Raw genomic sequence first — 24563 nt, 5'->3', positions numbered from 1 at the left:
ATTATTGTGCTCGTGCTGGCTGCCGTTTTGTTGACTCGCGCCGATGGCCGCATCGAGGGGCACGTTCAGGTTCGATCACGAGATCTTGGGTGAAGCCGCCAGCTCGCGGCGCAGGCTCTTGGCTGCTTCGACCATGTTGCGCAAAGCGGGCTTCACCTCCTCCCATTTGCGAGTCTTCAAACCGCAGTCGGGATTCACCCACAGGCGATGGGGATCGATGAGCCGAGAGGCCCGGCGCAGACGATCGGCGATTTGAGACGGGTCAGGGATCACAGGGGAATGGACGTCATAGACGCCAGGGCCGATTTCGTTGGGGTAGTGAAACCTCTCGAAGGCGCGGAGCAGCTCCATGTCAGAACGTGAGGTCTCGATGGTGATCACGTCCGCATCCATCGCGGCGATGGACTCGATGATGTCGTTGAACTCCGAATAGCACATGTGGGTGTGGATCTGCGTTTCATCCAGCACACCATTGGCGGCGATGCGAAAGCACGCCACCGCCCAATCCAGGTACTCTTTCCATTGCGATCGACGCAGCGGCAACCCCTCTCGCAAGGCAGCCTCGTCGATCTGGATGATTCTCACGCCGGCGCGCTCGAGATCCAGCACTTCCTGGCGAAGGGCCATCGCCAGCTGACGGCAGGTCACTGAACGAGGCTGGTCGTCACGAACGAACGACCAGTTCAGCATCGTCACTGGACCGGTGAGCATGGCTTTGACGGGCTTGTCGGTGAGCGACTGGGCGAAGGTGATCCACTTCGTCGTCATCGGTTCGGGGCGACGGACATCACCATACAGAATGGGAGGCTTGACGCACCGCGATCCATAGGACTGTACCCATCCGTGTTCGGTCAGGGCGTAACCTTCGAGCAGTTCGCCGAAGTATTCGACCATGTCGTTGCGTTCGGCTTCGCCGTGCACCAAGACATCAAGCCCCAGTTCTTCTTGCGCACGCACGCAACGCGCCACTTCATCGCGGATCGCCTCGTCGTAGGCGGCCTGACCGATTTGCCGAGACTTGTATCGGCGGCGCAGTTGCCGGATCTCGCGTGTTTGCGGGAATGAGCCGATCGTCGTGGTGGGAAATGGCGGCAGACGCAGCCGTCGAGCCTGCACGACGCTGCGCTGGCTGTGAGGGCTCCTGCGCCGACCGAGGCTGTCGTCGACGGCGGCTGCCGCGGCTTGAACATCGGGGCGATGCACGCGAGAGGACTGTCTTCTCAGGTCGATGGCGGCTTGATTGACGCGCAGCTTGGCCGCGACGGCGCCACGCCCCTCGTTCAGTGCCGTGGCGACGATCTGCAGCTCGTCGAGCTTTTGAACCGCGAAAGCCAGCCAAGACAGCAGTTCGGTGTCCATCCGCTGCTCTTTGGACAGATCCATGGGCACATGCAACAGCGAACATGACGGCGCCAGCCACAGGCGGTCGCCCAGCCGCTCGGCGATCGGCTCCAGCCAACCGATCAGGGCGTTGAGGTCTGTCTTCCAGACGTTGCGACCATTGATCACCCCCAAGGACACCACCTTGTGTGGAGACATCAGATTCAACATGGACACGATATCGTCGCGTCCGTTGATGGCATCGAGGTGCAAACCGTCGACCGGCAGGTTGGCTGCCAGATACTGGTTATCCAGGAGTCGGCCGAAGTAGGTCGCCAGCATCAGCTTGACACCACAGTTTTTGAGGTGGTGGTAGGCGATCTGATAAGCATGTTGCCAATCGGGATGGAGGTCGGTCACCAACGCCGGCTCATCCAGCTGAACCCATTGAACGCCTTCGCGGGCCAAAGCATTCAGGGCTTGTGCATAGACGGGGAGCAACCGCTCCAGCAAACCGAGCTTGTTCGATCCGTCTTTGGATTTGCCCAAAGCGAGATAGGTGACGGGGCCCACGAGCACGGGCTTGACCTGGTGACCCAGGCTTTTGGCCTCCCGGACTTGATGAAGCAGCGCAGTGGCGTCGAGCTCGAACGTCGTGTCGGCATGGAACTCCGGCACGATGTAGTGGTAGTTCGTGTCGAACCATTTGGTCATTTCGCCAGCCGTAACCGCGTCGCCTTCATGCACACCGTCCGCGCTGTGCCCTCTGGCGATGCGGAAGTAAGCGTCGAGTGTGCTGGATTGCAGTTGGCGTACGCGCTGCGGCACATTGCCTAGCATGAAGCTCATATCCAACACATGATCGTAGAAAGAAAAGTCGCCGACGGGCACGAAGTCGAGCGCCCCTTGCGCGGCCCAGTGGCTGCGGCGAAGCTGAAGCCCAACGGTTTGCAGTTCTTCGGCGGTAGACGAGCCGTTCCAGTACGACTCCAAAGCGAACTTGAGCTGGCGATCAGCGCCGATGCGGGGGAATCCGAGGTTGTGGGTGGTGACCATGGTCTCGAAGGGGAGCAATTCGAAGGAGGTTGGAAGTCGCGATGCTAGGAAGAACAATCCATGAAGTAAAATGATGTTTTCTCAAAAAACCATCCATAATCTTCATAAATAAGGATGCTCGACCGCTCACACCTGACCATCCTGAGAGAAGTCGATCGCTTGGGCTCGGTGACGGCGGCGGCGGCGCAGTTGAATCTGACGCAATCGGCGCTGAGCCATGCCATCGGCAAGCTCGAGCAGCACTTGGGCATCGAGCTGTGGCGACGGCAGGGCCGTCACCTCACGCTGACCCAGGCCGGGCACTATCTTTTGGCCGTCTCCAAACGTATGCTGGCTCAGTTCGAGCTGGCCGAGGATCGATTGCGCCAGTACGCCCGAGGCGAACGAGGCACATTGCGCATCGGCATGGAGTGCCACCCGTGCTATCAATGGCTGCTCAAGCTGGTGGCTCCGTACTTGAGTCGTTGGCCCGATGTGGATGTCGATGTCAAACAGCGCTTCCAGTTCGGCGGCGTGGGCGCGCTGATCGGATTCGAGATCGACGTCTTGGTCACTCCGGATCCTTTGCACAAGCCAGGCCTGCGTTTCGAGCCGGTTTTCGACTACGAACAAGTGCTGGCCGTAGGACGGGATCACCCGCTGGCCAAGCGGCCCTACGTCGAACCCGAACACTTGTGCAACGAGGTGCTCATCACCTATCCCGTCGAACCCGACAGGCTCGACGTGTTCAGTCGCTTTCTCACACCGGCGGGCGTCGCGCCTCGCCAGCACAAGACCCTCGAGGCGACCGACATCATGCTGCAGATGGTGGCCAGCGGCCGAGGCGTGACGGCGTTGCCGCGATGGTTGGTGCAAGAGCAGGCCGAACGCATGCCGTTGGTGGCCATCTCCCTGGGGCGCCGAGGGGTCCACAAGCAGATCTTTTTGGGGACGCGAGAGCATGACGAGCACGCGCAGTACATTGCCTCGTTCATCGACATGGCCAAACGTGTGAAGGTCGGTGCCACGCAACCCCGTGAGCAGACATCCGAGGGCCACCATGCGCATTCAGCTGTTGTCGGATCTTCATCTCGAAAACGACCCGGGCTTCGTGCCGCAGGCCGCGCCCGACGCTGACCTGCTCGTGTTGGCGGGCGACATCGGCTCTTACCAGACCGGCTCGCGCCTGGACGAACCCGACTTCGGTCTGCGGCGCTTCTCGCCGCGCCACGGCCCCTGGCGCACCGTGCTCTACGTGCCGGGCAACCATGAGTACGACGGCCTGGAGCACGACGAGGCCCATGCCAGGCTGCGCGAAGCGTGCGATCGCCTGGGTCTGACCTGGCTGGAACGCGAGACGGCGGTGATCGATGGCGTGCGCTTCGTGGGCACCACGCTGTGGACCGACTTCGAAGCCATGGTGGACCCGCTGGCCGACGTGACACGCCAGCACCAGCAGCGCGAGAAGGCCCACCGCGCAGCGAACTTCTACCTGCGCAAGAACACCAGCCTGCGCGGCGGCCAGCCCCGCCTGGCCGCGGATCTCGCCGAACTCGGGCGCGAGTGCCAGCGCTGGCTGCGAGACGCCCTGGCCAGGCCCTTCGTCGGCCCCACGGTGGCAGTGACGCACTTTGCGCCCTCGCTGCGCAGCGCCGACCCGCGCTATGGCCTGGTGCCGGGCACGGCGGGTTTTTGCAACGCGCTGGACGACCTGCTGCCCCACGCCCGGCTCTGGATACATGGCCATCTACACTGCCCGGTCGATTACACCGTCGAAGGCATCCGCGGCGGCCGCCCCTGGCGTTGCCGTGTGGTGGCCAACCCGCTGGGCTATGCCCACAAGGGCGAACAGGCGGGGTTTCGGGCGGGCTGGACCGTGGAGGTGCCGGCTGCCGCTATACTTTGACCCTCAGCGCCGATTTGTTCCGGCTTGCGGGCGCTCTAAAAATGCAGCTAAAGGGGGCACGGCGACCCGGCCTCACCTTCAGCGTGACGCCGGGTTTGTCGTTCTGGGCCCCATGACCTCTCGATCGATCGGACACGTCACCCCGCAATCCCTGCACTTCGCCGAGCCGTTGCCGCTGCGCAGCGGGGCGAAGCTGGTCGATTACACCCTCGTCTACGAAACCTACGGCACGCTCAACGCGGACAAGAGCAATGCCGTGCTCGTGTGCCACGCGCTCAATGCCTCGCACCACGTGGCCGGCACCTACGAGGGACAGGAGCGCAGCGAAGGCTGGTGGGACAACCTCGTGGGCCCGGGCAAGCCGCTGGACACCGACCGCTTCTTCGTCATCGGCGTGAACAACCCGGGCTCGTGCTTCGGCTCCACCGGGCCGATGCACACCAACCCTGCGACCGGCCAGCCCTATGGCGCCGACTTCCCCGTGGTGACGGTGGAGGACTGGGTCGATGCCCAAGCGCGGCTGCTCGATCGCCTGGGCATCGACCAACTGGCCGCCGTCATGGGCGGCAGCCTGGGCGGCATGCAAGCCCTGGCCTGGACCCTGCGCTACCCGCAGCGCGTGCGCCACTGCATTGCCATCGCCACCGCGCCCAACCTATCGGCGCAGAACATCGCCTTCAACGAAGTCGCGCGCCGCGCGATCATTACCGACCCAGATTTCCATGGAGGGCACTACCAGCGCCACGGCGTGGTCCCCAAGCGTGGCCTGCGCGTGGCCCGCATGATCGGCCACATCACCTATCTCAGCGACGACGTGATGGAGCAGAAGTTCGGCCGCCAGCTGCGCGCGGCCGAACTGGGCTACAGCACCCAGGAGATCGAGTTTCAGATCGAGAGCTACTTGCGCTACCAGGGCGACAAGTTCAGCGAATACTTCGACGCCAACACCTACCTGCTGATCACCCGCGCACTCGACTACTTCGACCCCGCGGCGGAGCATGGCGGTGACCTCACCCGCACGATGGCCGGGGCGCAGGCGAAGTTCCTGGTGGTGAGCTTCACCACCGATTGGCGCTTCTCGCCGGCCCGTTCGCGTGAGATCGTCAAGGCCCTGGTCGATAACCGCCGCGAGGTGAGCTACGCCGAGATCGACGCCCCCCATGGCCACGACGCCTTCTTGCTCGACGACGCGCGCTACCACGGGGTGGTGCGCGCCTATTACGAGCGCATCGCAAAGGAGCTGGCATGAGCGAAAGGAAAGACCTGGAGCTGATCGCCGAGCTGGTGCCCGAAGGCTCGCGCGTCCTCGACCTGGGCTGCGGCACCGGCGAACTGCTGGCGCTGCTGCGCGACCGCAAGGGCTGCACGGGCTATGGCGTGGAGATCGACGACACCAAGCTGCTGGCCTGCGTGCAGCGCGGCGTGAACGTCATCCAGCTCAATCTCGAAGAGGGGCTGGCGATGTTCGAGGACCAGAGCTTCGACGTGGTGCTGCAGCTCGACAGCCTGCAGCACATCCGCAACACCGAGACCATGTTGCGCGAGACGGCGCGCGTGGGTCGCATCGGCATCGTGAGCTTTCCCAACTTCGCGCACTGGCCCAACCGCCTGCAGGTGGCCCTGGGCCGCATGCCGGTCACGCGCGTGCTGCCCTACGAGTGGTACGACACGCCCAACATCCGTGTGGGCACCTATGCCGACTTCGAGGTGCTGGCACGCAAGAACGGCCTGCAGGTGCTCGACGCCTTCGGCATCCAGGCCGGGCGCGTGGTGCGGCGCCGGCCCAACCTGCTGGCCAGCGTCGCGGTGTTCAAGTTCACGCGAGGCTGAAACCGGGGGCCGGCGCCGTGCCGGCCCGGCGGCGCGGAACACGGCGGCCGTCGCCGTGATCCAAGCTCCTGCGGTGGGTGTCTTCCCCGTGTTCATTGCAGGAGGTATGACCATGATGCGAATGAAACATTGGCAAGACGCGGTCAATGCCGTGCTGGGCGTGTGGCTGGTGGCCTCGCCCTGGGCCCTGGGCTTCATGGACCAGACGATGCCCATGGCCAACGCCGTGATCGTCGGTCTGGCTCTGCTGGCTGCGGCCCTGGGCGCCATCTTCGTGCCGCGCGCCTGGGAGGAGTGGATCGAAGCCGTCCTGGGTCTGTGGATGGTGGTCTCGCCTTGGGTGCTGGGCTTTGGTGACATGGCCCGCACGGCCGCGGTGGTCACCGGCCTGGTGATCCTGGCCCTGGCCCTGTGGACGCTGGCGACCGACGAGGACTACAGCACCTGGGGGCGTGACCGCACGGCGCATTGACGATCACGATGCGGGGCCTGCGTGTGCCCCGGGTGTCCTCATTGTGCGTGAGGGGCGGGGGTTCTCGGTCGGTTCACCGCCCGAGCAGCGTCACGAGGTCCTCCGCCCCGATCACGCGGATGCCCTGGATGCGGGCGTGGTCCTGGGCGGCTTCGCTGAGTGTGCCCAGGCTCAGGTACCAGGCCTGCTGGGCCTCGCGGGCCTCGGCGGCCGCCTGCAGTTCCCGTAGCGGCTCGATGCCGGTGCGCGCCGCCTTCCAGCGGCGCGCGGCCAGCACGATCTTGCGGTGACCTTCGGTCCATTCGAAGTCGGCGCCGGGCGTCTTCAGCTCGGTCACGGCCACGCCCTGCTTTTCCAGCGCGGCGCGCAGGCGCTGCGAGAACACCGGCCAGCTCAGCCGGCCCAGTTCGTCCACCGCCTGGGCCAGTTGGGCGGCGCTGGGGCGATGGCGCTGCTGCCAGGCGGCCAGGCCGGCAATCACCCAGAAGGGCATGGGCATGAAGATCGCCATGAGCGCCAGATCCCGCGGCAGCAGGGCGCCGCTCACCAGCGCAAGGGCCACGCCCACGCCAAAGCTCACCCACCAGCGCTGGCGCAGCAGGATGGCGAAGAGGGAATTGCGGGCCATGCGCAACTTCATGGGGAACTCCGGGGCTCAGGACAAGGGCAGCGCGACGGGAGGATACTCCCCGCCATGAAGATCGATTTTGTCTCCGACATCGTCTGCCCCTGGTGTGCCATCGGCCTGAGCGCCCTGGAACAGGCGATCGAACGTGTGGGCCCCAGCGTGCCGGTGAGCCTGCATTTCCAGCCTTTCGAGCTGAACCCCGACATGCCGCCCGAAGGCCAGGACATCGGCGAGCACCTCGCGCAGAAGTATGGCCTCACGCCCGAGCAGGTGGCGGCCAATCGCGAGCTGATCCGCCAGCGCGGCGAGGGCGTGGGTTTCACTTTCCGCATGGCGCAGCGCAGCCGCATCGTCAACACCTTCAACGCCCACCGCCTGCTGTACTGGGCGGGCGAACGGGGTGGCGATGCCCAGCACCGGCTCAAGAAGGCCCTGCTGGGCGCCTACTTCACCGAGGGCCAGGACCCGAGCGATGCCGCGGTGCTGCTGCAGGTGGTGGCTGCGGTGGGCCTGGACGAAGGCCGTGCGCGACAGATCCTGGACGGCGACGACTACACCGAGGCCGTGCGCGAGCGCCAGCGCTTCTATGCCCAGCACGGCATCCGTGCGGTGCCCTCGGTCATCCTCAACGACCGCCACCTGATCCAGGGCGGCCAGCCGGTCGAGGTGTTCGAGCAGGCCCTGCGGCAGGTGGCGGCGGCCGAGGGCTGAGCCCTTGCGTGGACAATGCGCCCTTTGCCCCGAGGTCGGGGTGTCAGAGGATGGTCCTTGTTCAAGAACCTGAGCTTGTTTCGCATCGGGGCCGCGTGGTCGGCCTCGTCCTCGCAGGTGGAAGACCTGCTGCAAAAGGATGTGTTCCTGCCCTGCGGAGCGTCGCAGCCGCAGTCGGCCGGCTGGGTGCCGCCCCGTGGCGAGGCCCACGGGCCCTTGCTGGAGGTGGTGGACGGCCAATGGGTGCTGCGCCTGAAGGTCGAGCGCAAGCTGCTGCCCGGCTCGGTGGTGCGTGAGCGCGCCGCCGAGATCGCCGAGGGCATCGAGCACAGCACGGGCCGCAAGCCGGGGCGCAAGCAGATGAAGGAGCTGCGCGAGCAGGCCGTGTTGGAGCTGCTACCTCAGGCCTTCGTGCGGGCCTCGACGCTGTGGGTGTGGATCGATCCGGCCCGGCATCTGCTGGCCATCGACACCGGCAGCGCTGCGCGGGCCGAGGAGGTCGTCACCTTGCTGGTCAAGGCCCTGCCGGGCTTCGAGGTTCGGCAGATCCACACGGCGCGGTCGCCGCAGGCGCTGATGTCGGACTGGCTGCTGAGCGGCGAGCCCGCGGCCGGGTTCACCGTGGACCGCGAATGCGAGCTGAAGTCGGCCGACGAGATGAAGTCGGTGGTGCGTTATGCCCGCCACCCGCTCGACACCGACGAGGTGCGTGCGCACATCCAGGCCGGCAAGCAGCCCACGCGGCTGGCGCTGACCTGGGCCGAACGCGTGTCCTTCGTGCTCACCCAAGGTCTGCAACTCAAGCGGCTGGACTTCCTGGACGGTGTGTACGAAGGCCGCCCCAGCGTGGGGGCTGACGAGGCCTTCGATGCCGATGTGGCGATTGCCACCGGTGAACTGCGCCGCCTCCTCCCCGACCTGATCGAAGCCCTGGGTGGCGAGCAGGAACCCGGTGTGACCGCGGCCGTGCCGGCCCCCGTGCTCGACACCACGCCGGTGGAGGCCGACGCGGCGCCCTGGTAAGCGCTCAGCCCTGCTTCGCCGCTTCCTCGCCGTGGTGGAGCATCTCGGTGAGCTTCAGCCCGGTGAGCGCTCTGGCGCCGTGCACCAGGTAGTACAGCACGCCGGCCATCATCAGCATCGAGGGCAGGGCGATCATCGGGTAGCTCACGAGCGTGAGCCGCCCCAGTTCCTCGTTGAAGGCCTCGGTGCCCGCAGGGCTGGTGACGATCCAGCGCGCCAGGATGTAGTTCATCACCGACGAGAACGCAAACGTGCCGGCCACCAGCAGCGTGCCGGTGCGCAGCCGCGCCTCGAAGGCGTTCACATTGCCGCGCTCTTCCAGGTGGCGATGCACGCGCTGCACGTCGAGCACGGTGTCGTTGTAGACCAGGGCGCGGATCAGCGGAGTGCGCGTGAAGGCCGAGGCGAACACCACCAGGCCGATGATCCCGGGGACGGCTGCCTCCTTGACGGCCAGCCACTGGGTGTCGAGCTGCATCACGCCGATCCCGCCGGTGAGCAGCGTGCTCATCAGGCCCAGGGCCGCGATCCAGCTCAGGTGGCGGTTGCGGATGCCGTCGTACAGGCCCCAGCCCAGCGGGAAGGCCAGCGCCAGCAGCAGCGCACGCACAGGGCCCAGGGCTTCGACGCCGCTGAACTTCATCAGGATCACCGCCGGGATCACGATCGCGATCCCGACTTCGAGCAGCGGGTGGGTCTGGCGCTGGGGGGTCATCGGACGGACTTCAGGACACAAACTCCATAGCTTAGCTGCCGGCGACCGATGACCCAGTGGCACGCAGGGAAATCACACCCGCCTGCCGCAGCGCTTCGATCTCGCCGTCGCGGTAGCCCAGTTCGTGCAGCAGCTCATCGCTGTGTTCGCCGACAGATGGCGGCGCGCGGCGCAGGGGCGGGCGCTGTCCGTCGAGGGTGAGTGGAAGCAGAGGCACGGCGGTGTCCACGCCCTGGCCGCCGCCGTGGGTGTCGCCGGGCAGGTGCACCGGGGCCAGGCCGCCGGTGGCGCGCAGGTGGGGGTCGTCGAAGAGCTCGTGCGGGCGCGTGATGGGCGCAAACGGCAGGCCATGGGCCTCGAAGCGACGAGCGATCTCGTCAGCCGGCAGTTCGGCCAGGTGCGCGCGCAAGCGCGGGATCAACCAGTCCCGCGCGCGTACACGGTCGTTGTTGTGGCGCAACCGTTCGTCGCCGGCCAGTTCGTCCAGACCGAAGGCCGCGCAGAAGGTGGCCCACTGCGCATCGGACACCACGGCCAGGAAGATCTGCCCCCCGTCCTTCACCGTGAAGACGTCGTAGACCCCCCAGGCCGAGATGCGTGTGGGCATGGGGGCAGCGGGGCGGCCCGTCACCGCGAACTGCATCATGTGCTGGGCCACGAGGAACACGTTGTTCTCGAAGAGCGCGGATTGCACCTCTTGGCCACGGCCGGTTTGCTCGCGCTGCGCCAGCGCCGCCATCGCGCCCAGCGCACCGAAGAGGCCGCCCATGATGTCGTTGACGCTGCTGCCCGCGCGCAGCGGCTGGCCCGGCGGGCCGGTCATGTAGGCCAGGCCGCCCATCATCTGCACCACCTCGTCCAGCGCAGTGCGGTGCTCATAGGGGCCGGGCAGGAAGCCCTTGAGCGACACATAGACCAGCCGTGGGTTCAAGGCCGAGAGCGAGGGGTAGTCGAGCCCCAGCGCCGCCATGGCACCGGGCTTGAAGTTCTCGCAGAACACATCGGCCGTGGCCACAAGCCGCAGCAGCACCTCGCGCCCGCGTGCATCCTTCAGGTCCACCGCGAGGCTGCGCTTGTTGCGGTTGAACATCGCGAAGAAGCCCGCGCCCGAGCCCAGCAGCCGGCGCGTGGGGTCGCCGCCGGGCGGCTCGACCTTGATCACGTCGGCGCCCAGGTCGCCCAGCAGCAGGCCGCAGCTCGGGCCCATCACCATGTGGGTGAGCTCGACCACGCGCAGGCCAGCATACGGCAGACGATCGTCAGGGGAAGTCGTCGGGTTCATGGGGCTGGACAGTCGGGTGCAGTGCAAGCATAGTCCAGCCGGATTCACTGTACGTTCATGCCATGACGCAAGCCTCCACCGCCACCGTGTCCACGCTGTCGGCCTATGACGGCACGCTGTTGAGTCTGCGCACCTGGCCGGCGCCCGAAGGCCGTGTGCGTGGCACGGTGCTGATCGTGCACGGCCTGGGCGAGCACAGCGCGCGCTACGAGCGCGTGGCCACGCGCCTGCGCGAGTGGGGCTTCCAGGCGGTGGGCTACGACCACCGGGGCCACGGCCTTTCGCTGGGTCCGCGCGGCAGCCTGCAGAAGGACGACGACCTGCTCACCGACCTGGCCACCGTGGTCGATCACGTGCGAGAGCGGCATCCCGGGCCTTTCGTGCTCTTCGGCCACAGCATGGGCGGGCTCACGGTCGCTCGTTTTGTGGCGGGCGAACTGCGCCCGGTGGATGCCGTGATGCTGTCCTCGCCGGCTCTGGACATCGGCCTGTCTGCGCTGCAGCGCGGGGCCCTCAAGGCCAGCTACAACCTCACGCCCACGCTGCAACTGCCCAACGGCCTCGATGTCAACGGCATTTCGCGCGACCCGGACGTGGTGGTGGCCTACAAAACCGATCCGCTGGTGCACGACCGCATCACGCCGCGCCTGGTGAACTTCATGCTGCAAGGGGGCGAATTCGTGCGCGCCCGGGCCCCGCAGTGGAAACACCCCACGCTGCTGATGTGGGCCACCGCCGACCGCCTGGTGCGCCCCGCCGGCAGCGCCACCTTTGCGGCCCTGGCACCGAAGGATCTGGTGCAGGCGCACCCCTTCGAGGGCTACTTTCACGAGCTGGTGAACGAACCGCTGGAAGCGCGTGAGAAGGTCTTCGACACGATGCGCAGCTGGCTGGGCCAGCATGTCCCGAGTGCCCAGGGATAGTTCACAACTGAAACATCCCCGGATGGGCAGGGTCGAGGCAGCCGGCCTACACTGCGCGGATTCCTCCTGACGCCGTTCCAAGGAGCCGCGCATGAACGCCCCCGACCGCCTGCAGCTCAACCCCCTGGCCGACCCCGACGGCCTGCAAGCCTTCGTCAACGAGACCTGGGACCGTGAGATCGTCCCGCTGCTGTCCGACTACATCGCGATCCCCGCGAAGTCGCCGGCCTTCGATCCGCAATGGGTGCACAACGATCATCTCGAGACCGTGGTGCGCAACGCGGCGGCCTGGGTGGAAAGCAAGAAGGTCGCGGGCTTGACGCTGGAGGTGGTGCGCCTCGCCGACGCCGCCGGGCGGCCGCGCACGCCGGTGATCTTCTTCGAGGTGCCGGCCACGAAGGCAGGCAGCACCGACACCGTGCTGATGTACGGCCACCTCGACAAGCAGCCCGAATTCAGCGGCTGGCGTTCCGACCTCGGCCCCTGGACGCCCAAGTACGAGGACGGCAAGCTCTACGGCCGCGGCGGGGCGGATGACGGTTACGCCGTCTATGCCTCCATCACCGCGCTGCTGGCCCTGCAGCGCCAGGGCATCCCCCACCCGCGTGTGGTGGGCCTCATCGAGACCTGCGAGGAAAGCGGCTCCTACGACCTGCCGGCCTACATCGACGCGCTGCGTCCGCGCCTGGGCGAGGTGAGCCTGGTGGTGTGCCTCGACTCCGGCGCCGGCAACTACGACCAGTTGTGGCTCACCACCTCGCTGCGCGGCATGGTCAGCGGCGTGCTCAAGGTGGAGGTGCTCACCGAAGGCGTGCACTCGGGCGATGCCAGCGGCCTGGTGCCTTCGAGCTTCCGCATCCTGCGCCGCCTGCTCGACCGCCTGGAAGACAGCGCCACCGGCCGCCTGTTGCCCGAGAGCTTCCACTGCGAGATCCCGGCCGAACGCATCGACCAGGCCAAGGCGACGGCGCAGATCCTGGGCGACGAGGTCTGGAAGCGCTTCCCCTGGGCCTGCGGGGCCGATGGCGCCTTCACCCTGCCCACCACCACCGATGCCGCCGAGGCCTTGTTGCGCCGCACCTGGAAGCCCGCGCTCAGCGTGACCGGCGCCGAAGGCTTCCCCGCCCTGGGCAACGCGGGCAACGTGCTGCGGCCCTACACGGCCTTCAAGCTCTCGCTGCGCCTGCCGCCGCTGGTCGATGCCGCCCAGGCCGCGCAGGAGCTGAAGGCCCTGCTCGAAGCCGACCCCCCGTACCAGGCCAAGGTCACCTTCCACAGCGACCATGGCGCGGCCACCGGCTGGAACGCCCCCACGCTGGCGCCCTGGCTGCACCAGGCGCTGGATGCGGCCTCGCAGGTCTTCTACGGCGCGCCAGTGGGCTTCATCGGCCAGGGCGGCACCATCCCGCTGATGAACCTGCTGCAGCAGGGCTTCCCCAAGGCGCAGATGATGGTGTGCGGCGTGCTGGGTCCCAAGAGCAATGCCCACGGGCCCAACGAATTCCTCCACGTGCCTTACGGCAAGAAACTCACCGCGGCCGTGGCCGGCGTGATCGCGGCCATGCCCTGAAGGACGATCGATGAAGCTGATGCGTCACGGCGAACCCGGCCACGAGCGGCCGGCCCTGGTCGATGCGCAAGGCCGGGTGCGCGACCTCTCGGGGGTGATCCCCGACATCACCGCGCAGACCCTCGGCCCCGAGGGCCTGGCTGCGCTGCGTGCGATCAATCCCTCCACGCTGCCGGTCATTGCTTCGCCCGGGCGCATCGCCCCACCCTGGTCGGGCCTGGGCAAGTTCGTCTGCGTGGGCCTGAACTACAGCGACCACGCGGCCGAGGCCGGCATGCCCGTGCCCAAGGAGCCCATCCTCTTCCTCAAGCCCAGCGACTGCGTCGTGGGCGCGAACGACACCGTCGTGCTGCCCCAGGGCTCGCTCAAGGGTGACTGGGAGGTGGAGCTGGGCGTCGTGATCGGCCGCACCGCCCGTTACGTGAGCGAGGGCGAGGCGCTGCACTACGTGGCCGGCTATTGCGTGGTGAACGATGTGTCAGAACGCGAGTACCAGCTCGAACGCGGCGGCCAGTGGGACAAGGGCAAGGGCTGCGAGACCTTCGGCCCGGTGGGGCCCTGGCTCGTCACCGCCGACGAGGTGGGTGACCCCCAGGCCCTGGACCTGTGGCTCGACCTCAACGGCGAGCCGCGCCAGCGCGGCAACACCCGCACCATGGTCTTTGGCGTGGCTCAGCTCGTGAGCTACATCAGCCGCTTCATGACCCTGCGCCCCGGTGACCTCCTCAGCACCGGCACGCCTCCCGGCGTGGGCATGGGCGCCAAGCCCCCGCGCTTCCTGCGCGATGGCGACGAACTGCGCCTGGGCATCACCGGCCTGGGCGAGCAGCGCCAGCGCGTGCGCGCGTGGGACGCGGCGCTGCTGCGCGACTGAACTTGACGCTTGGGCGGGTGTGGTTCCTGCCGAAGCTTTGTCCATTGAGAGTTCGAAACACTTCGAAACCTCCTCCCGCACAGGCTCACGCTAAATTCCTCCCGGTCTGCGCCGTCCCAAGGAGGGTCTTGGCTCGCAGGCAAAGCAAAAAGATTCAGGAGGATTCGAATGTCGCGCCCCTTCATTGTGCTGGGCGACAGGACCAGCCACGGCGGCACGGTGGTGGGCGCCTCTGGCAGCACGGATACCCACGGCAAACGCATCGCGCGCATCGGCGACATGGTGTCGTGCCCCAAGAAGGGTTGCCGGGGCCTCTTTCCCATCGCGCAAGGCGATGCCTCCATGCTCATCGACGGCGCCCCGGCGGCCTACCAGGGCTGCAAGACGGCCTGTGGCGCCACCCTGATCGCCAGCCAGAGCGTCTCCACGACCCGGCCCGGCAGTGCCACGGCCGCCCTGGGCGCACAGGAGGCGCCCGCTGCAGCCGCCGCAGCGCTGGTGGTCCGGGGCGCGGGGGCCATCAGCGACACATTGGCCGCACGCTACCAGGATGAGCCGCTGGATGAGTCCGGCGACCGGTTCCGAGGCCGCTTCCAGGTGCTGGACCTGGCCACCGGCGAGCCCGTGGGCGGACAGGCCATGCGGGTGCGATCCACGGGTGGCCAACACATCGCCGGCATCACCGACGCCGAGGGCTACACCCCCTGGATCGAGAGCGCTGCCCACGAGGCGCTGGCCTTCGACCTCGTCGAACAGGGGCTGGCATGACCCAACCGCCCGCGCCCACCCCGCCGCTGGCCACCGGCGGCATGTCCCCCGAAGGCACCACCACGGTGGTGAGCATCAACCGGCCCAGCCTGGCCTTCGAAGACAAGAGGGTGCTGTGCTCGGCCGTGTGCAAATGCAAGGACACTCCAGGCGTGGCCCAGGACGGCCGCTCGCTCAAGCAGGCTTGCGTGTCTGGGCGATTGCGCACGCTGGACCAGCTGCTGCACCATCGCAGCCCCTATAAGAGTGAAGTCAACTACGACATGACGCGCCAGCCGCCCGAGCCCATCATGGATGCAGCGGCCCAGACCAAGCCGCACGACTGGCTGCCGGGGTTCATCAAGAAGCACTGGGAGACGGATCACGGCTACCCGCACCTCAAAGGCGCGGGCATGGTGCGCCGCCCGGACGTGGTCATCGTCAAGGACCCCGCCAAGCCGCCCACCCAGGACAACATCAAGCAGGTGGTGGAGATCAAGTTTCCGCCGGACACATGGAGCAAGGAGCAGAAGGCTGACTATGAGCGAATCGCGGGAGCACCTCATAAACTGGAGAAGCTTGAGCCAGCCGATTGCGATTGCGCACAGCCTGAGCCGGACCCTCCCAAGATTCCCATAGAACAGTTGGGGGCTGCTGCTACCGCTGCGAGATTGCTGCAGATGTTGCTGACACGGCGTCCCCTGCCCCCTGTGCCGGTGCCCGCAAACTGAGGTATCTGCAATGAACGAACTGCCCTTCGATCCAATTCAGTTGATGCGGGAGCATCCAGAGAAGATGCGTGTGCCTGGTGGTCTGTTGACCAAACAAGGCCCGCAAGATTATGTGGGCAGCGTCCCGGCCATCACTGGCACGCTGTTCTTCAACGATGCCCATACGCTGGAGGTGCGCGAGGCCATCTGTGAGTGTTTCGGTGACTACGAGTCGATCGCCAAGGAGCACTTGACTTGGCTGTGGCGCGAAGACCCTCCCGAGGGACCTGACAAGATGCCCTATGTCAAGGCACAACCCATGCGCACGATGATGAAGCGTATTGATGAAAGCGGCATCGTCAGTTTCGGTTACACCAGTGGGCAACAGCCTCATGATGCGGGGGACTGGGAGTTTCAGGTTCATGGCCTGCGCGGCTGGCGGGCCAAAATGGGGGGATGGGGGCTCAGTGTTCTGAGGTTCAGTCTGCCCTTGTTGTACGTCGAGGAGCATCCCACCACATTCCAAGACTTGTTCGTGAAATTCGCCAGGCGGCTGAAGGCCGTCCATGGCTACGGCGGTCATGGGCTGGTACTTTCGCTGGTTCGCAGCGACGACAACGAGCCATTCGAAGCCTACCTTTCACAGCACCTGCTCGGCCTGGACATCGGGGGGCCGATCGAAGCCGGTCGTTCCGCAAGTCAGGGCATCAAGACCGTCTCTTGGTTGACCGCCCTGAGTCACGAAATGATTGGGAAGGTCGGTGGTCTGCAGACTCTTCGTAACGAGTTGCCGGGGCAGTGGTTCGCGCTGTACGACTACGGTGCCGGTCTCGTCATTCAGTCAGGGCCAAAGCCAGAAGCAGCTCCTGCCGACCAAGCGAAGCCGGCTCGTCTCGTACTGCCCAATATGTTGTTCAAGCCCCTGCGCGCGAACGAGGTCAGTTTGCACCGGCCTTCGTCAGTGGGTGAACCTCGCATCATCGGCTGGGGCGCACAGCAGTGGCTGCAGCGCTTCGACGTGCCTGAGGAAGAGATCCTCGCCTACAAGGCGAAGCTGCTGGACGAGCCGAAGCTCACACCAGAAACCACGCTGCCAGATCGGCTGTGATAGCGGCCTCTTCGTCGGCCGCTCAAGCAGCCGCCACGCGCCGCTGTGCCGTCAGCCACAGGATGCCGCCGGCCACCAGGGCCACGGGCAGCAGCGAGCCCCAGTTGAGCCAGGTCCAGCCCTGCGAGGTGATGAGTGCACCCGAGGCAAAGGACGTGAGGGCCATCGTGCTCATCACCCAGAAGTCCATCGCGGCCTGGGCCGTGGTGCGCTCCTCGGGGCGGTAGGCCTCGGTGAAGAGGGTGGTGCCGCCCACGTAGAGGAAGTTCCAGCCCACGCCCAGCAGCAGCAGCGCCACCAGGAACTGCATCAGGTCCACGCCCGACAGGGCCACCGCGATGCAGCCCAGGTTGAGCGCCACGCCGGCCCACAGCACCTTGACCACGCCAAAGCGCTTGACGAGGTGGCCGGTGAAGAAGCTGGGCACGAACATGCCCAGCACGTGCCACTCCAGCACCAGCGCGGTGTGGCGGAACTCGTGGTGGTGGTGCTGCATGGCAATGGGCGTGGCGGCCATCAGCAGGTTCATCACGCCAAAGCCCAGGGCGGCACACATCACCGCCACGATGAAGACCGGCTGGCGCGCGATCTCGCGCAGGGGGCGCCCGGGGTGGGCCGGGTCGGCTTTGGGCAGGGCGGGGAAGTGGATGAAGCTCAGGACGGAGAGGGACAGCAGGGCCACGCCGGCCAGCGCGGCATAGGCGCCGGCAAAGGGCACGCTGAACCAGTCGCGGGTGTAGTGGGCCAGGTTGGGCCCGATCACCGCACCCAGGATGCCGCCGGCCAGCACCCAGGAGATGGCCTTCTCCTTGGCAGCGGGCGACACCAGTTCCACCGCGGCAAAGCGGTACAGCGCCGCGTTGGCGTTGTAGTAGCCGGCGATCACCGTGGCCGCCACCAGCAGCCAGAACTGGCTCGTGGCCGCTGCATAGGCGCACAGCGCGGCCGCAGCCATGGCCACCAGCAACCCCGCCTGGAAGGAGCGCTTGCGGCCCCAGGCCCGCTGGGTGCGCGCCACCACCCCGGTGGCCAGGGCCCCGCCCACCACATAGCCCATCACCGGCAGCGTGGCCATCCAGGCCACCGGTGCCAGCGCCAACCCCACCAGCCCGTTGATGGCGATGAAGGTGACGTTGTTGGTCATGAAGAAGCCCTGACACAGCGTCAGGAGCCAGAGGTGAGGGTTCATGGCGGCGGCTCGTGGCGTTCGGTATCCCGAGTGTCGCCGCAAACGCGAACAGACGTCAGACCACTGCGAGGGCCGCGAGCACGGCCAGTGGGGCGGTTTCGGCGCGCAGCACGCGCGGGCCCAGGTTCACGGGGCGATGGCCGATCGAGCGGGCCAAGTCTTCCTCCGCGGGGCTCAGACCGCCCTCAGGGCCGCTCAGCAGGACCAGGGAGCCCTCGGCCGGCAGTTCGCGCAGCGCCTGCGGCAGCGGTGCTGCGTCGTCACGCAGGCTGAGCACCCAGCGCGTGGCGCCGGCATCGAGGGCCGCCAGTCCCTCCCGCAGGGGCCGCAGCCCATGAACGGCGGGCACGCGGGTGCGCCCGCTCTGTTCGGCCGCGGCCACGGCCACGCCCTGCCAGTGGGCCTGCTTCTTCTGCGCCCGCTCGCCGGCCAGGCGCAGCACCGAGCGTTCGCACACCAGCGGCGCGAAGGCGGCCGCTCCGAGTTCGGTGGCCTTCTCCACCAGCCAGTCCATGCGCTCATTGGCGGGCATGCCCACGGCCAGCGTCACGGCCCGCGGAAGCTCGCGGTCGGTGTCCAGGGGGTGATCGAGGCGGACCTCCACCTCCTGGCGGCCCATGCGGGTGACGGTGGCGGCCCATTCGCCGCCCTGGCCGTTGAACAGCACCAGACCGTCACCGGGTTGCAGGCGAAGCACCTGCACATGCCGGGACGGTCCGGGGGGGAGGGTGAGCAACTGGCCAGGGGCCAGCGGGAGATCGACGAAAAGACGGGGCATCGCTTGGCACACTGCGGGCAAGACCGCAGTGTGCCAAAGCCGGGCCCGTCACAGGGTGGCTTCGCCGCCGAAGTTCACGCCCTTGCGCAGGGCCTCGCGGGCCTCGGCGCGCACTTCGGCGCGGCTCGCGATGCTGGAGGCCGCGGCATCCGGAAACACCGTGGCCTCACCGGCGAAGACGACGTCACGGTCGGCGGCGGCCGCCTGGGCCTTCACCTCGGCGCGGGTCAGCGTGGAGGCTGGCGCCTCGGGGAACACGGTGGCTTCCTGGGCGAGGGCGCCGAAGGAGGCGGTGAGGGCGATGGCGGCGAGGAGAGACTTGTTCATGGCGGGGTTCCTTTCGATGCGTTCAGGGGCCCGCGTCCATCGGGGCGGCAGGCCTGAGGGGCTTTACGCAGGCAGCCGGCCGGGCGGATGCGACCCCGCCCGGCCTGGAGTCATCAGCTGCCGCTGCGCTGGCTGCGCAGATGCTGGATGGCTTCGGCACGCACTTCCTCGCGGGTGCGCACGCTGGCGAAGGTCTCCTGCGGGAACAGGGTGGCTTCACCGCCGAAGCTGAAACCGCTGCGCAGCGCCTCGCGGGCCTCGGCGCGGACCTCGGCGCGGGTGCGGCCCGCCGTCGTGGGGGCGGCGTCGGCAAACACGGTGGCCTCGCCGGCGTACAGCACCGCACGGTCGGCGTTGCGGATCTGCGCCTTCACCTCGGCGCGACTGAGCTCGGAGGTGGCGGGGATCTCGAAGATCGTGGCTTCCTGGGCGAAGGCACCGGCGGCAAAACCGGCGGAGAGAACGGCAGCGATCAGGGTCTTGGCATTCATGGTGACAGTTCCTTGGTGAGGGTTTCCGGATCGGGCCGATCGGGCTCATCCTGAGCGGCCCCTCGGTGAACCGGCCTTCTCGTGGCAGGCCTCTCGTTCATCGATGGAAGGAACTGTAGGTGTTAACCCTGAGCAGAAAAACGTCTTGGACTTCAATGAACAATTGCGGAATCTGCAAGGAACTCAGGGCTTGAAATGGATCGATTGCACTCCATGCGCGTATTTGCCAAGGTGGTCGAGTGCGGCAGCTTCGCCGCCGCGGCCCGGGCCCTGGACCTCTCGGCGGCCGTGGTGACGCGGGCCGTGGCCGACCTGGAAGCCCACCTGGGGGCCCGGCTGATCCAGCGCACGACCCGCCGCTTGAGCCTGACCGACACCGGCGAGGCCTACCTCGACCGCGTGCGCCAGATCCTGGCCGACATCGACGAGGCCGAGGCCCTGGCCCAGGCTGCGGTGCGCGAGCCCACTGGCCACCTGCGGGTGGTGTGCCCTCCGGCGTTTGCCGTGCACCAGCTCGCCAAGCACCTGCCTCGCTTTCGTGCCCGCTTTCCGCAGGTCACACTGGAGCTGACCGTGCCTGGCCCGGTGGAGACGGTGCATGAGTCGCACGACGTGAGCATCCTGATGCTGGGCCGCAAGCCCCTGGACGGCCATTTCGTGGCGCGCCGCCTCGCGCGCTCGGAGGTCATCACCTGTGCCTCGCCGGAGTACCTGGACCGCCGCGGCCGACCGCGTCACCCCGAGGACCTGAAGCAGCACGATTCCCTGCTGCCGCCACCCAGCATCCTGCAAGGCGGCATCACGTTCCAAAGGGGCGTGGACGAGCGCGGGCAGGCCCAGGAGACGGTGGTCCTGGAGGCCCAGGCCACGGCCCTGAGCACCTCGCACCTGGACACCACCTATGCCGCCGCGCTGGCCGGCATGGGCATCGCGGGCTTGCCGTCCTTCGTGGTGGCCGATGCCCTGCTCGAGCAGGCGCTCGAGCGGGTGCTGCCCCAGTGGCAGGTGCTCACGACCCAGATCTATGCCGCCATCCCCACGCGCAAGCATCTGCCGGCGCGCACCCGGGTGTTCCTGGATTTCCTGGTCGAGACCTTCGGCGGGGAGGATCGCGACCCCTGGCTGGCAGCCGCCGGCTGCGAGACCCCCGACTGTTGGTGCGGGTCGGCCTCCACCGAATCGGCGCTGCGCGCGGCGATGGCCTAAGGCCCGGCGCCCGGCCGCCCGAAGCCGGGCCGTTGCCCCCGCGGGGGGCGGGCGATAGCCCCGGGGGCCGACATGCACGCCCGGCGCCCGGCCGCCCGAAGCCGGGCCGTTGCCCCCGCGGGGGGCGGGCGATAGCCCCGGGGGCCGACATGCACGCCCGGCGCCCGGCCGCCCGAAGCCGGGCCGCCGGTCAGAAGGTGTAGCCCACCTGGCGCTCCTGCCCGGCCACCTTCTCCAGCAGCCGCGCCAGCGCGACGAACTCGCGGTAACGGCTGGCCACGCGGTGGGCATGACGCCACACCAGCGGCAGGTCCTTCAGATAGCCGTCCTTGCCGTCGCGGTGGTAGAGGCGGCAGAAGATGCCCAGCACCTTCAGGTGGCGTTGCAGGCCCATCCATTCGAAGTCGCGCCAGAACTCGCCGAAATCGGGGCGCACCGGCAGGCCGGCGCGGCGTGCGGCTTCCCAGTAGCGCACGGCCCAGTCGATCTGCCGGGCCTCGTCCCATTCGATGTAGGCGTCGCGCAGCAGCGAGACGAGGTCGTAGGTGATGGGGCCCCACACCGCATCCTGGAAATCGAGCACCCCGGGGTTGGCGGGGTCGCCCGGCCCGCCGCAGACCATCAGGTTGCGGCAGTGGTAGTCGCGGTGCACCAGCACGCGCGGCTGGGCCAGGGCGTTGGCGAGCAGGTGCTCGAAGCTGGCAGCCAGCACGGCCTGGTCCTTCGCGTCCAGGACCAGACCCCGGTGACGGGCCACGTACCACTCGGGGAAGAGCTCCATCTCGCGCAGCAGCAGCGCGCGGTCGTAGGCGGGCACCCGTTCGGCCGCCTCGATGCGCTGCAGGGCCACCAGCGCCGCCAGGGCGTCGCGGTACAGGGCGTCGGCCTGGCCCGGATGCGCCTGCAGGGCCTGCAGGTAGGTGGTCGAGCCCAGGTCGGACAGCAGCATGAAGCCGTCGGCCTCGTTCCAGGCCAGCACCTCGGGGGCGTTCAGGCCGGCCTCGCGCAACAGCCGCGCCAGTGCCACGAAGGGGCGGCAGTCCTCGTGCGCCGGCGGGGCGTCCATCACGATGAGCGGGCCGGTCGGGCTGTCCAGCCGCAGGTAGCGACGAAAGCTCGCGTCCGCACTGGCCGCACGCAGGCTGCCCGGCACCAGGTCGAACCCGTCCAGGCGACCGATCCAGGCCCAAAAGGCCGCTTCCCGGGTGGGGTCCGGCCAGGTCACCGGAGCAGGTTCGGCGCGGGGGGGCGAGGACACGCTGGCGTTCATGGGCAGGTGAGGGTCAGGAGGGGCCGTCCCGGCGGGCCACCCGTGGGGACGTGAAATAATCCGCCGATTCTACAAACCGCCCCTGGCCGCTCCGGTGTCTGCCGGGGCGGCCGGCCGGGCGTTCCGATCCCGTCCTGCCGCCTGCCTTGCCACGCCGCCCGACCTTCGCCCCGTTCCGCCTGCACCGTGGCCGCCTGCACGGTGGTGCCGCCTGCCTGACGGCGCTCGTGCTGGCCTTGCCGCAGGCCCGGGCGCAGCCGCCTGCACCTGCAGCCCCGGCGGCGGCGTCCTCGGTGCAGGCGCCCATCGTGATCCGTGCCCGCGAGCTTGGCGGTCGCACCGGGCAGACCACCGTGGCCGAGGGGGAGGTCGAACTGACGCAAGGGCCGGTGGAGATCCGCGCCGACCGCCTGTCCTACGATCACCGCGAGGGCGTGGCCAAGGCCACCGGCAACGTCGTGATCCGGCGCGACGGCAATGTCGTCAGTGGCCCCGAGGTGCAGCTCCAGGTCGAGCGCTACGAGGGCTTCTTCCTGCACCCGGCCTACCATTTCGGGGTCACCGGCGCGGGGGGGCAGGCCGCACGGCTGGATTTTCTCGGCCGCCACCGGGTGGCCGCGATCGATGCCACCTACTCGAGCTGCACGCCCGACGACACGGGGCAGTACGCCTGGGTGCTCGAGGCCAGCGGGGTCAAACTCGACTTCGAGAACAACGAGGGCGTGGCCACCGGCGCGGTGCTGCGCTTTTATGGCGTGCCCATCCTGGGTGCGCCGGCGCTGAGCTTTCCGGTCTCGGAGGCGCGCAAGTCGGGCTGGCTGCCGCCATCGGTCAACCTCGACAGCCGCAGCGGCTTCGAGCTGGCCGTGCCCTACTACTGGAACATCGCACCGCAACTGGACGTGACGCTCACGCCGGGCATTGCGACTCGCCGAGGCGCCTTTCTTGGCAGCGAGCTGCGCTACCTGACGTCCGCCCATGCCGGCGAGCTGCAGTTCGACCTGATGCCCGAGGACCGCAGCGCCGGCCAGGCCCGTCACCTGCTGCACCTGCAGCACCGCGGAGCCCTGCCACTACAGGGGCGCTACCGTTGGTCGCACACCCGCGCCTCGGATGACGACTACTGGAAGGATTTCGAGCGCAACATCCCGAGCCTGACGCCTCGCCTGCTGGCCAGCGATGCCCGGGCCGACTGGGGCGGGGCCGGCCGATGGCAGGCCTATGCCCGTGTCCAGCGTTGGCAGGTGCTGCAGGACCTGGACGCGCCGATCGACGCCCCCTATGCGCGCATGCCTCAGCTCGGCATGCGCCGCTCCTGGGGGCAGGCCGCCGGCCCGAGCTTCGAACTCGAGCTGGAGTACAACCGTTTCGAGCTGCCCGAGGGCAGCCTGGCCGCTCGCCCCGAGGGTGAGCGTGCCCATGCGCTGGGCCGCTTCGTCTGGCCCCTGATCGATGCCCCGGGGGGCTTCCTGACACCGCGACTGTCGTTCAACGCGGCTGGCTACCGGCTCGACGCGCCCACCCAACCCGGCGGCCGTGAGCGGGCGTCGCGGCTGATCCCGAGCCTGAGTCTGGACGCCGGGCTGCGCCTGGAGCGCGAGACCCGCTGGTTCGGGCGTGACTACCTGCAGACCCTGGAGCCGCGGCTGCTGCTGGTGCACACGCCGTATCGCCGGCAGGATGACCTGCCCAACTTCGACAGCGCGGGCAAGGATCTGAATTTCACCACGCTGTTCGACAGCAACCCGTTCTCCGGCGTGGACCGCGTGGCCGACGCCCGGGCGGCCACTGCCGGGGTCTATTCGCGCTTCATCGAGCCGGGCAGCGGCGCCGAGGCCCTGCGGCTGGGCGTGGCGCAGCGCTTCCTCTTTGCCGAGCAGCGCATCACCCCCGAAGGCGTGCCCTTCACCCAGCGGTCCAGCGACCTGCTGCTGCTGGGCGAAAGCAGTGTCATTCCCCACTGGCACCTGGGCGGCTCGGTGCAGTACAACCCCGAGATCAAGCGCACCGTGCGATCCAACCTCTCGGTGCGCTTCAACCCGGGGCCCTTGCGCACCGTGGGGGCGCGCTATAGCCTGGTGCGCGGGGCCAGCGAGCAGCTCGACATCGGCTGGCAATGGCCCATCTACACCGGCGCGCGGCGTGATGCCGAAGCCGGCTGTTCGGGGCGCTGGTATGGGGTGGGCCGTCTGAACTACAGCCTGGCCGAGTCGCGCCTGACCGATACCCTGCTGGGCCTCGAATACGACTCGGGCTGCTGGATCGGGCGCATCGTCGCCGAGCGTCGATCCACCGGTCAGCAAGAAGCCGTCACCCGGCTGATGCTGCAGCTCGAGTTCGTGGGCCTGTCCCGGCTGGGCAGCAACCCGCTCAAGACCTTGAGGGACAATATCCCCGGCTATCAGCTGCTGCGCGAGTGAACCCGCGCGCACCTTCCAGGATCCCCAT

At 67.9% G+C, this 24563-nt stretch carries 23 protein-coding genes, 1 pseudogene and 1 riboswitch; of the genes and pseudogenes, 15 read left to right on the top strand and 9 right to left on the bottom strand.

Annotated elements, in window-relative coordinates:
* Positions 1-75: 75 nt before the first annotated feature.
* Positions 76-2376, bottom strand: coding sequence for a 5-methyltetrahydropteroyltriglutamate--homocysteine S-methyltransferase (metE, locus tag ACK4ZD_RS10045; RefSeq protein WP_409661198.1), 2301 nt, complete (start codon positions 2374-2376; stop codon positions 76-78).
* Between the two features lie 114 nt (positions 2377-2490).
* On the opposite strand from metE, the pseudogene ACK4ZD_RS10040 reads away from it, so the two are divergent.
* From ACK4ZD_RS10040 to ACK4ZD_RS10020, 5 genes and pseudogenes are all read left to right on the top strand, one after another.
* A pseudogene (locus ACK4ZD_RS10040) lies at positions 2491-3363 on the top strand (LysR family transcriptional regulator); the annotation flags it as partial.
* Positions 3364-3415: 52 nt separating this feature from the next.
* The gene (locus ACK4ZD_RS10035; protein ID WP_409661195.1) at positions 3416-4261 is read left to right on the top strand and encodes a metallophosphoesterase; all 846 of its coding nucleotides are present in this window, start codon (positions 3416-3418) and stop codon (positions 4259-4261) included.
* Positions 4258-4333: riboswitch (SAM riboswitch) on the top strand. It overlaps the preceding gene by 4 nt.
* A 40-nt stretch (positions 4334-4373) precedes the next feature.
* Positions 4374-5510: a homoserine O-acetyltransferase gene (locus ACK4ZD_RS10030; protein WP_409661192.1), complete on the top strand. Its 1137-nt coding sequence runs from the start codon at positions 4374-4376 to the stop codon at positions 5508-5510.
* Positions 5507-6091 carry a methionine biosynthesis protein MetW gene (gene metW, locus ACK4ZD_RS10025; RefSeq protein WP_409661189.1) on the top strand — a complete coding sequence of 195 codons (585 nt, stop codon included), beginning with the start codon at positions 5507-5509 and terminating at the stop codon, positions 6089-6091. The genes ACK4ZD_RS10030 and metW overlap by 4 nt, the downstream gene beginning before the upstream one ends.
* Positions 6092-6203: 112 nt before the next feature.
* Entirely contained in the window at positions 6204-6563 is a 360-nt protein-coding gene (locus ACK4ZD_RS10020) for an SPW repeat protein (RefSeq protein WP_409661186.1), read from the top strand.
* A 73-nt stretch (positions 6564-6636) separates the two neighbouring features.
* Here the strand turns inward: ACK4ZD_RS10020 and ACK4ZD_RS10015 are convergent, their stop codons facing one another.
* Entirely contained in the window at positions 6637-7203 is a 567-nt protein-coding gene (locus ACK4ZD_RS10015; protein ID WP_409661183.1) for a restriction endonuclease, read from the bottom strand.
* A 54-nt stretch (positions 7204-7257) separates the two neighbouring features.
* Between ACK4ZD_RS10015 and ACK4ZD_RS10010 the strand changes: the two genes are divergently transcribed.
* Entirely contained in the window at positions 7258-7902 is a 645-nt protein-coding gene (locus ACK4ZD_RS10010) for a DsbA family oxidoreductase (RefSeq protein WP_409661180.1), read from the top strand.
* Between the two features lie 57 nt (positions 7903-7959).
* Entirely contained in the window at positions 7960-8925 is a 966-nt protein-coding gene (locus tag ACK4ZD_RS10005) for a recombination-associated protein RdgC (RefSeq protein WP_409661178.1), read from the top strand.
* Between the two features lie 4 nt (positions 8926-8929).
* Here the strand turns inward: ACK4ZD_RS10005 and ACK4ZD_RS10000 are convergent, their stop codons facing one another.
* Together ACK4ZD_RS10000 and ACK4ZD_RS09995 are read right to left on the bottom strand one after the other, a co-directional pair.
* Positions 8930-9640 (bottom strand): VC0807 family protein, encoded by a 711-nt coding sequence (locus ACK4ZD_RS10000; protein WP_409661176.1) that lies wholly within the window; start codon positions 9638-9640, stop codon positions 8930-8932.
* Positions 9641-9671: 31 nt separating this feature from the next.
* Positions 9672-10922, bottom strand: coding sequence for a CaiB/BaiF CoA transferase family protein (locus tag ACK4ZD_RS09995; protein ID WP_409661173.1), 1251 nt, complete (start codon positions 10920-10922; stop codon positions 9672-9674).
* Between the two features lie 62 nt (positions 10923-10984).
* Here ACK4ZD_RS09995 and ACK4ZD_RS09990 point away from each other — a divergent pair, with 62 nt between their 5' ends.
* The 6 genes from ACK4ZD_RS09990 to ACK4ZD_RS09965 all read left to right on the top strand — a co-directional run bounded on the left by ACK4ZD_RS09990 (position 10985) and on the right by ACK4ZD_RS09965 (position 16854).
* Complete coding sequence (locus ACK4ZD_RS09990) at positions 10985-11845, top strand: lysophospholipase (protein ID WP_409661170.1); 861 nt, start codon at positions 10985-10987, stop codon at positions 11843-11845.
* Positions 11846-11936: 91 nt separating this feature from the next.
* The gene (locus tag ACK4ZD_RS09985; protein WP_409661167.1) at positions 11937-13415 is read left to right on the top strand and encodes a M20 family metallopeptidase; all 1479 of its coding nucleotides are present in this window, start codon (positions 11937-11939) and stop codon (positions 13413-13415) included.
* A 10-nt stretch (positions 13416-13425) separates the two neighbouring features.
* The gene (locus ACK4ZD_RS09980) at positions 13426-14289 is read left to right on the top strand and encodes a fumarylacetoacetate hydrolase family protein (RefSeq protein WP_409661164.1); all 864 of its coding nucleotides are present in this window, start codon (positions 13426-13428) and stop codon (positions 14287-14289) included.
* A gap of 168 nt (positions 14290-14457) precedes the next feature.
* Positions 14458-15057 (top strand): PAAR domain-containing protein, encoded by a 600-nt coding sequence (locus ACK4ZD_RS09975; protein WP_409661161.1) that lies wholly within the window; start codon positions 14458-14460, stop codon positions 15055-15057.
* Positions 15054-15767, top strand: a complete 714-nt coding sequence (locus ACK4ZD_RS09970) for a VRR-NUC domain-containing protein (RefSeq protein ID WP_409661158.1) — start codon at positions 15054-15056, stop codon at positions 15765-15767. Before ACK4ZD_RS09975 ends, ACK4ZD_RS09970 begins: the two co-directional genes overlap by 4 nt.
* Before the next feature lie 10 nt (positions 15768-15777).
* Positions 15778-16854, top strand: coding sequence for a type VI immunity family protein (locus tag ACK4ZD_RS09965; RefSeq protein WP_409661156.1), 1077 nt, complete (start codon positions 15778-15780; stop codon positions 16852-16854).
* Between the two features lie 22 nt (positions 16855-16876).
* Here the strand turns inward: ACK4ZD_RS09965 and ACK4ZD_RS09960 are convergent, their stop codons facing one another.
* The 4 genes from ACK4ZD_RS09960 to ACK4ZD_RS09945 all read right to left on the bottom strand — a co-directional run bounded on the left by ACK4ZD_RS09960 (position 16877) and on the right by ACK4ZD_RS09945 (position 19639).
* Positions 16877-18043 carry an MFS transporter gene (locus tag ACK4ZD_RS09960; RefSeq protein WP_409661153.1) on the bottom strand — a complete coding sequence of 389 codons (1167 nt, stop codon included), beginning with the start codon at positions 18041-18043 and terminating at the stop codon, positions 16877-16879.
* Between the two features lie 55 nt (positions 18044-18098).
* Positions 18099-18821, bottom strand: a complete 723-nt coding sequence (locus ACK4ZD_RS09955; RefSeq protein ID WP_409661151.1) for a 16S rRNA (uracil(1498)-N(3))-methyltransferase — start codon at positions 18819-18821, stop codon at positions 18099-18101.
* Positions 18822-18869: 48 nt separating this feature from the next.
* Positions 18870-19148, bottom strand: a complete 279-nt coding sequence (locus ACK4ZD_RS09950; RefSeq protein WP_409661148.1) for a DUF4148 domain-containing protein — start codon at positions 19146-19148, stop codon at positions 18870-18872.
* A gap of 113 nt (positions 19149-19261) precedes the next feature.
* Entirely contained in the window at positions 19262-19639 is a 378-nt protein-coding gene (locus ACK4ZD_RS09945) for a hypothetical protein (RefSeq protein WP_409661145.1), read from the bottom strand.
* Between the two features lie 195 nt (positions 19640-19834).
* On the opposite strand from ACK4ZD_RS09945, the gene ACK4ZD_RS09940 reads away from it, so the two are divergent.
* Positions 19835-20845, top strand: a complete 1011-nt coding sequence (locus ACK4ZD_RS09940; protein ID WP_409661142.1) for a LysR family transcriptional regulator — start codon at positions 19835-19837, stop codon at positions 20843-20845.
* 190 nt (positions 20846-21035) lie between these two features.
* Here ACK4ZD_RS09940 and ACK4ZD_RS09935 read toward each other — a convergent pair whose 3' ends face one another.
* Positions 21036-22115: an aminoglycoside phosphotransferase family protein gene (locus tag ACK4ZD_RS09935; RefSeq protein ID WP_409661139.1), complete on the bottom strand. Its 1080-nt coding sequence runs from the start codon at positions 22113-22115 to the stop codon at positions 21036-21038.
* Positions 22116-22261: 146 nt separating this feature from the next.
* Here ACK4ZD_RS09935 and ACK4ZD_RS09930 point away from each other — a divergent pair, with 146 nt between their 5' ends.
* A complete protein-coding gene (locus ACK4ZD_RS09930) occupies positions 22262-24535 on the top strand; it encodes an LPS-assembly protein LptD (protein WP_409661136.1) in 2274 nt (757 codons plus the stop codon).
* Positions 24536-24563: the final 28 nt, after the last annotated feature.

Source organism: Caldimonas sp. (assembly GCF_046291045.1).
Classification (GTDB): Bacteria; Pseudomonadota; Gammaproteobacteria; order Burkholderiales; family Burkholderiaceae_C; genus Caldimonas.
Note: the sequence above shows the minus strand (reverse complement) of the source record. Positions and strands in the feature narration are given on the sequence as shown.

Excerpts from the sequence above, each read along its gene's own strand:
- metE (WP_409661198.1), bottom strand. The coding sequence starts at position 2,376 with ATGGTCACCACCCACAACCTCGGATTCCCCCGCATCGGCGCTGATCGC.
- ACK4ZD_RS10035 (WP_409661195.1), top strand. The coding sequence starts at position 3,416 with ATGCGCATTCAGCTGTTGTCGGATCTTCATCTCGAAAACGACCCGGGC.
- ACK4ZD_RS10030 (WP_409661192.1), top strand. The coding sequence starts at position 4,374 with ATGACCTCTCGATCGATCGGACACGTCACCCCGCAATCCCTGCACTTC.
- metW (WP_409661189.1), top strand. The coding sequence starts at position 5,507 with ATGAGCGAAAGGAAAGACCTGGAGCTGATCGCCGAGCTGGTGCCCGAA.
- ACK4ZD_RS10020 (WP_409661186.1), top strand. The coding sequence starts at position 6,204 with ATGATGCGAATGAAACATTGGCAAGACGCGGTCAATGCCGTGCTGGGC.
- ACK4ZD_RS10015 (WP_409661183.1), bottom strand. The coding sequence starts at position 7,203 with ATGAAGTTGCGCATGGCCCGCAATTCCCTCTTCGCCATCCTGCTGCGC.
- ACK4ZD_RS10010 (WP_409661180.1), top strand. The coding sequence starts at position 7,258 with ATGAAGATCGATTTTGTCTCCGACATCGTCTGCCCCTGGTGTGCCATC.
- ACK4ZD_RS10000 (WP_409661176.1), bottom strand. The coding sequence starts at position 9,640 with ATGACCCCCCAGCGCCAGACCCACCCGCTGCTCGAAGTCGGGATCGCG.
- ACK4ZD_RS09995 (WP_409661173.1), bottom strand. The coding sequence starts at position 10,922 with ATGAACCCGACGACTTCCCCTGACGATCGTCTGCCGTATGCTGGCCTG.
- ACK4ZD_RS09990 (WP_409661170.1), top strand. The coding sequence starts at position 10,985 with ATGACGCAAGCCTCCACCGCCACCGTGTCCACGCTGTCGGCCTATGAC.
- ACK4ZD_RS09985 (WP_409661167.1), top strand. The coding sequence starts at position 11,937 with ATGAACGCCCCCGACCGCCTGCAGCTCAACCCCCTGGCCGACCCCGAC.
- ACK4ZD_RS09980 (WP_409661164.1), top strand. The coding sequence starts at position 13,426 with ATGAAGCTGATGCGTCACGGCGAACCCGGCCACGAGCGGCCGGCCCTG.
- ACK4ZD_RS09975 (WP_409661161.1), top strand. The coding sequence starts at position 14,458 with ATGTCGCGCCCCTTCATTGTGCTGGGCGACAGGACCAGCCACGGCGGC.
- ACK4ZD_RS09970 (WP_409661158.1), top strand. The coding sequence starts at position 15,054 with ATGACCCAACCGCCCGCGCCCACCCCGCCGCTGGCCACCGGCGGCATG.
- ACK4ZD_RS09965 (WP_409661156.1), top strand. The coding sequence starts at position 15,778 with ATGAACGAACTGCCCTTCGATCCAATTCAGTTGATGCGGGAGCATCCA.
- ACK4ZD_RS09960 (WP_409661153.1), bottom strand. The coding sequence starts at position 18,043 with ATGAACCCTCACCTCTGGCTCCTGACGCTGTGTCAGGGCTTCTTCATG.
- ACK4ZD_RS09955 (WP_409661151.1), bottom strand. The coding sequence starts at position 18,821 with ATGCCCCGTCTTTTCGTCGATCTCCCGCTGGCCCCTGGCCAGTTGCTC.
- ACK4ZD_RS09950 (WP_409661148.1), bottom strand. The coding sequence starts at position 19,148 with ATGAACAAGTCTCTCCTCGCCGCCATCGCCCTCACCGCCTCCTTCGGC.
- ACK4ZD_RS09945 (WP_409661145.1), bottom strand. The coding sequence starts at position 19,639 with ATGAATGCCAAGACCCTGATCGCTGCCGTTCTCTCCGCCGGTTTTGCC.
- ACK4ZD_RS09940 (WP_409661142.1), top strand. The coding sequence starts at position 19,835 with ATGGATCGATTGCACTCCATGCGCGTATTTGCCAAGGTGGTCGAGTGC.
- ACK4ZD_RS09935 (WP_409661139.1), bottom strand. The coding sequence starts at position 22,115 with ATGAACGCCAGCGTGTCCTCGCCCCCCCGCGCCGAACCTGCTCCGGTG.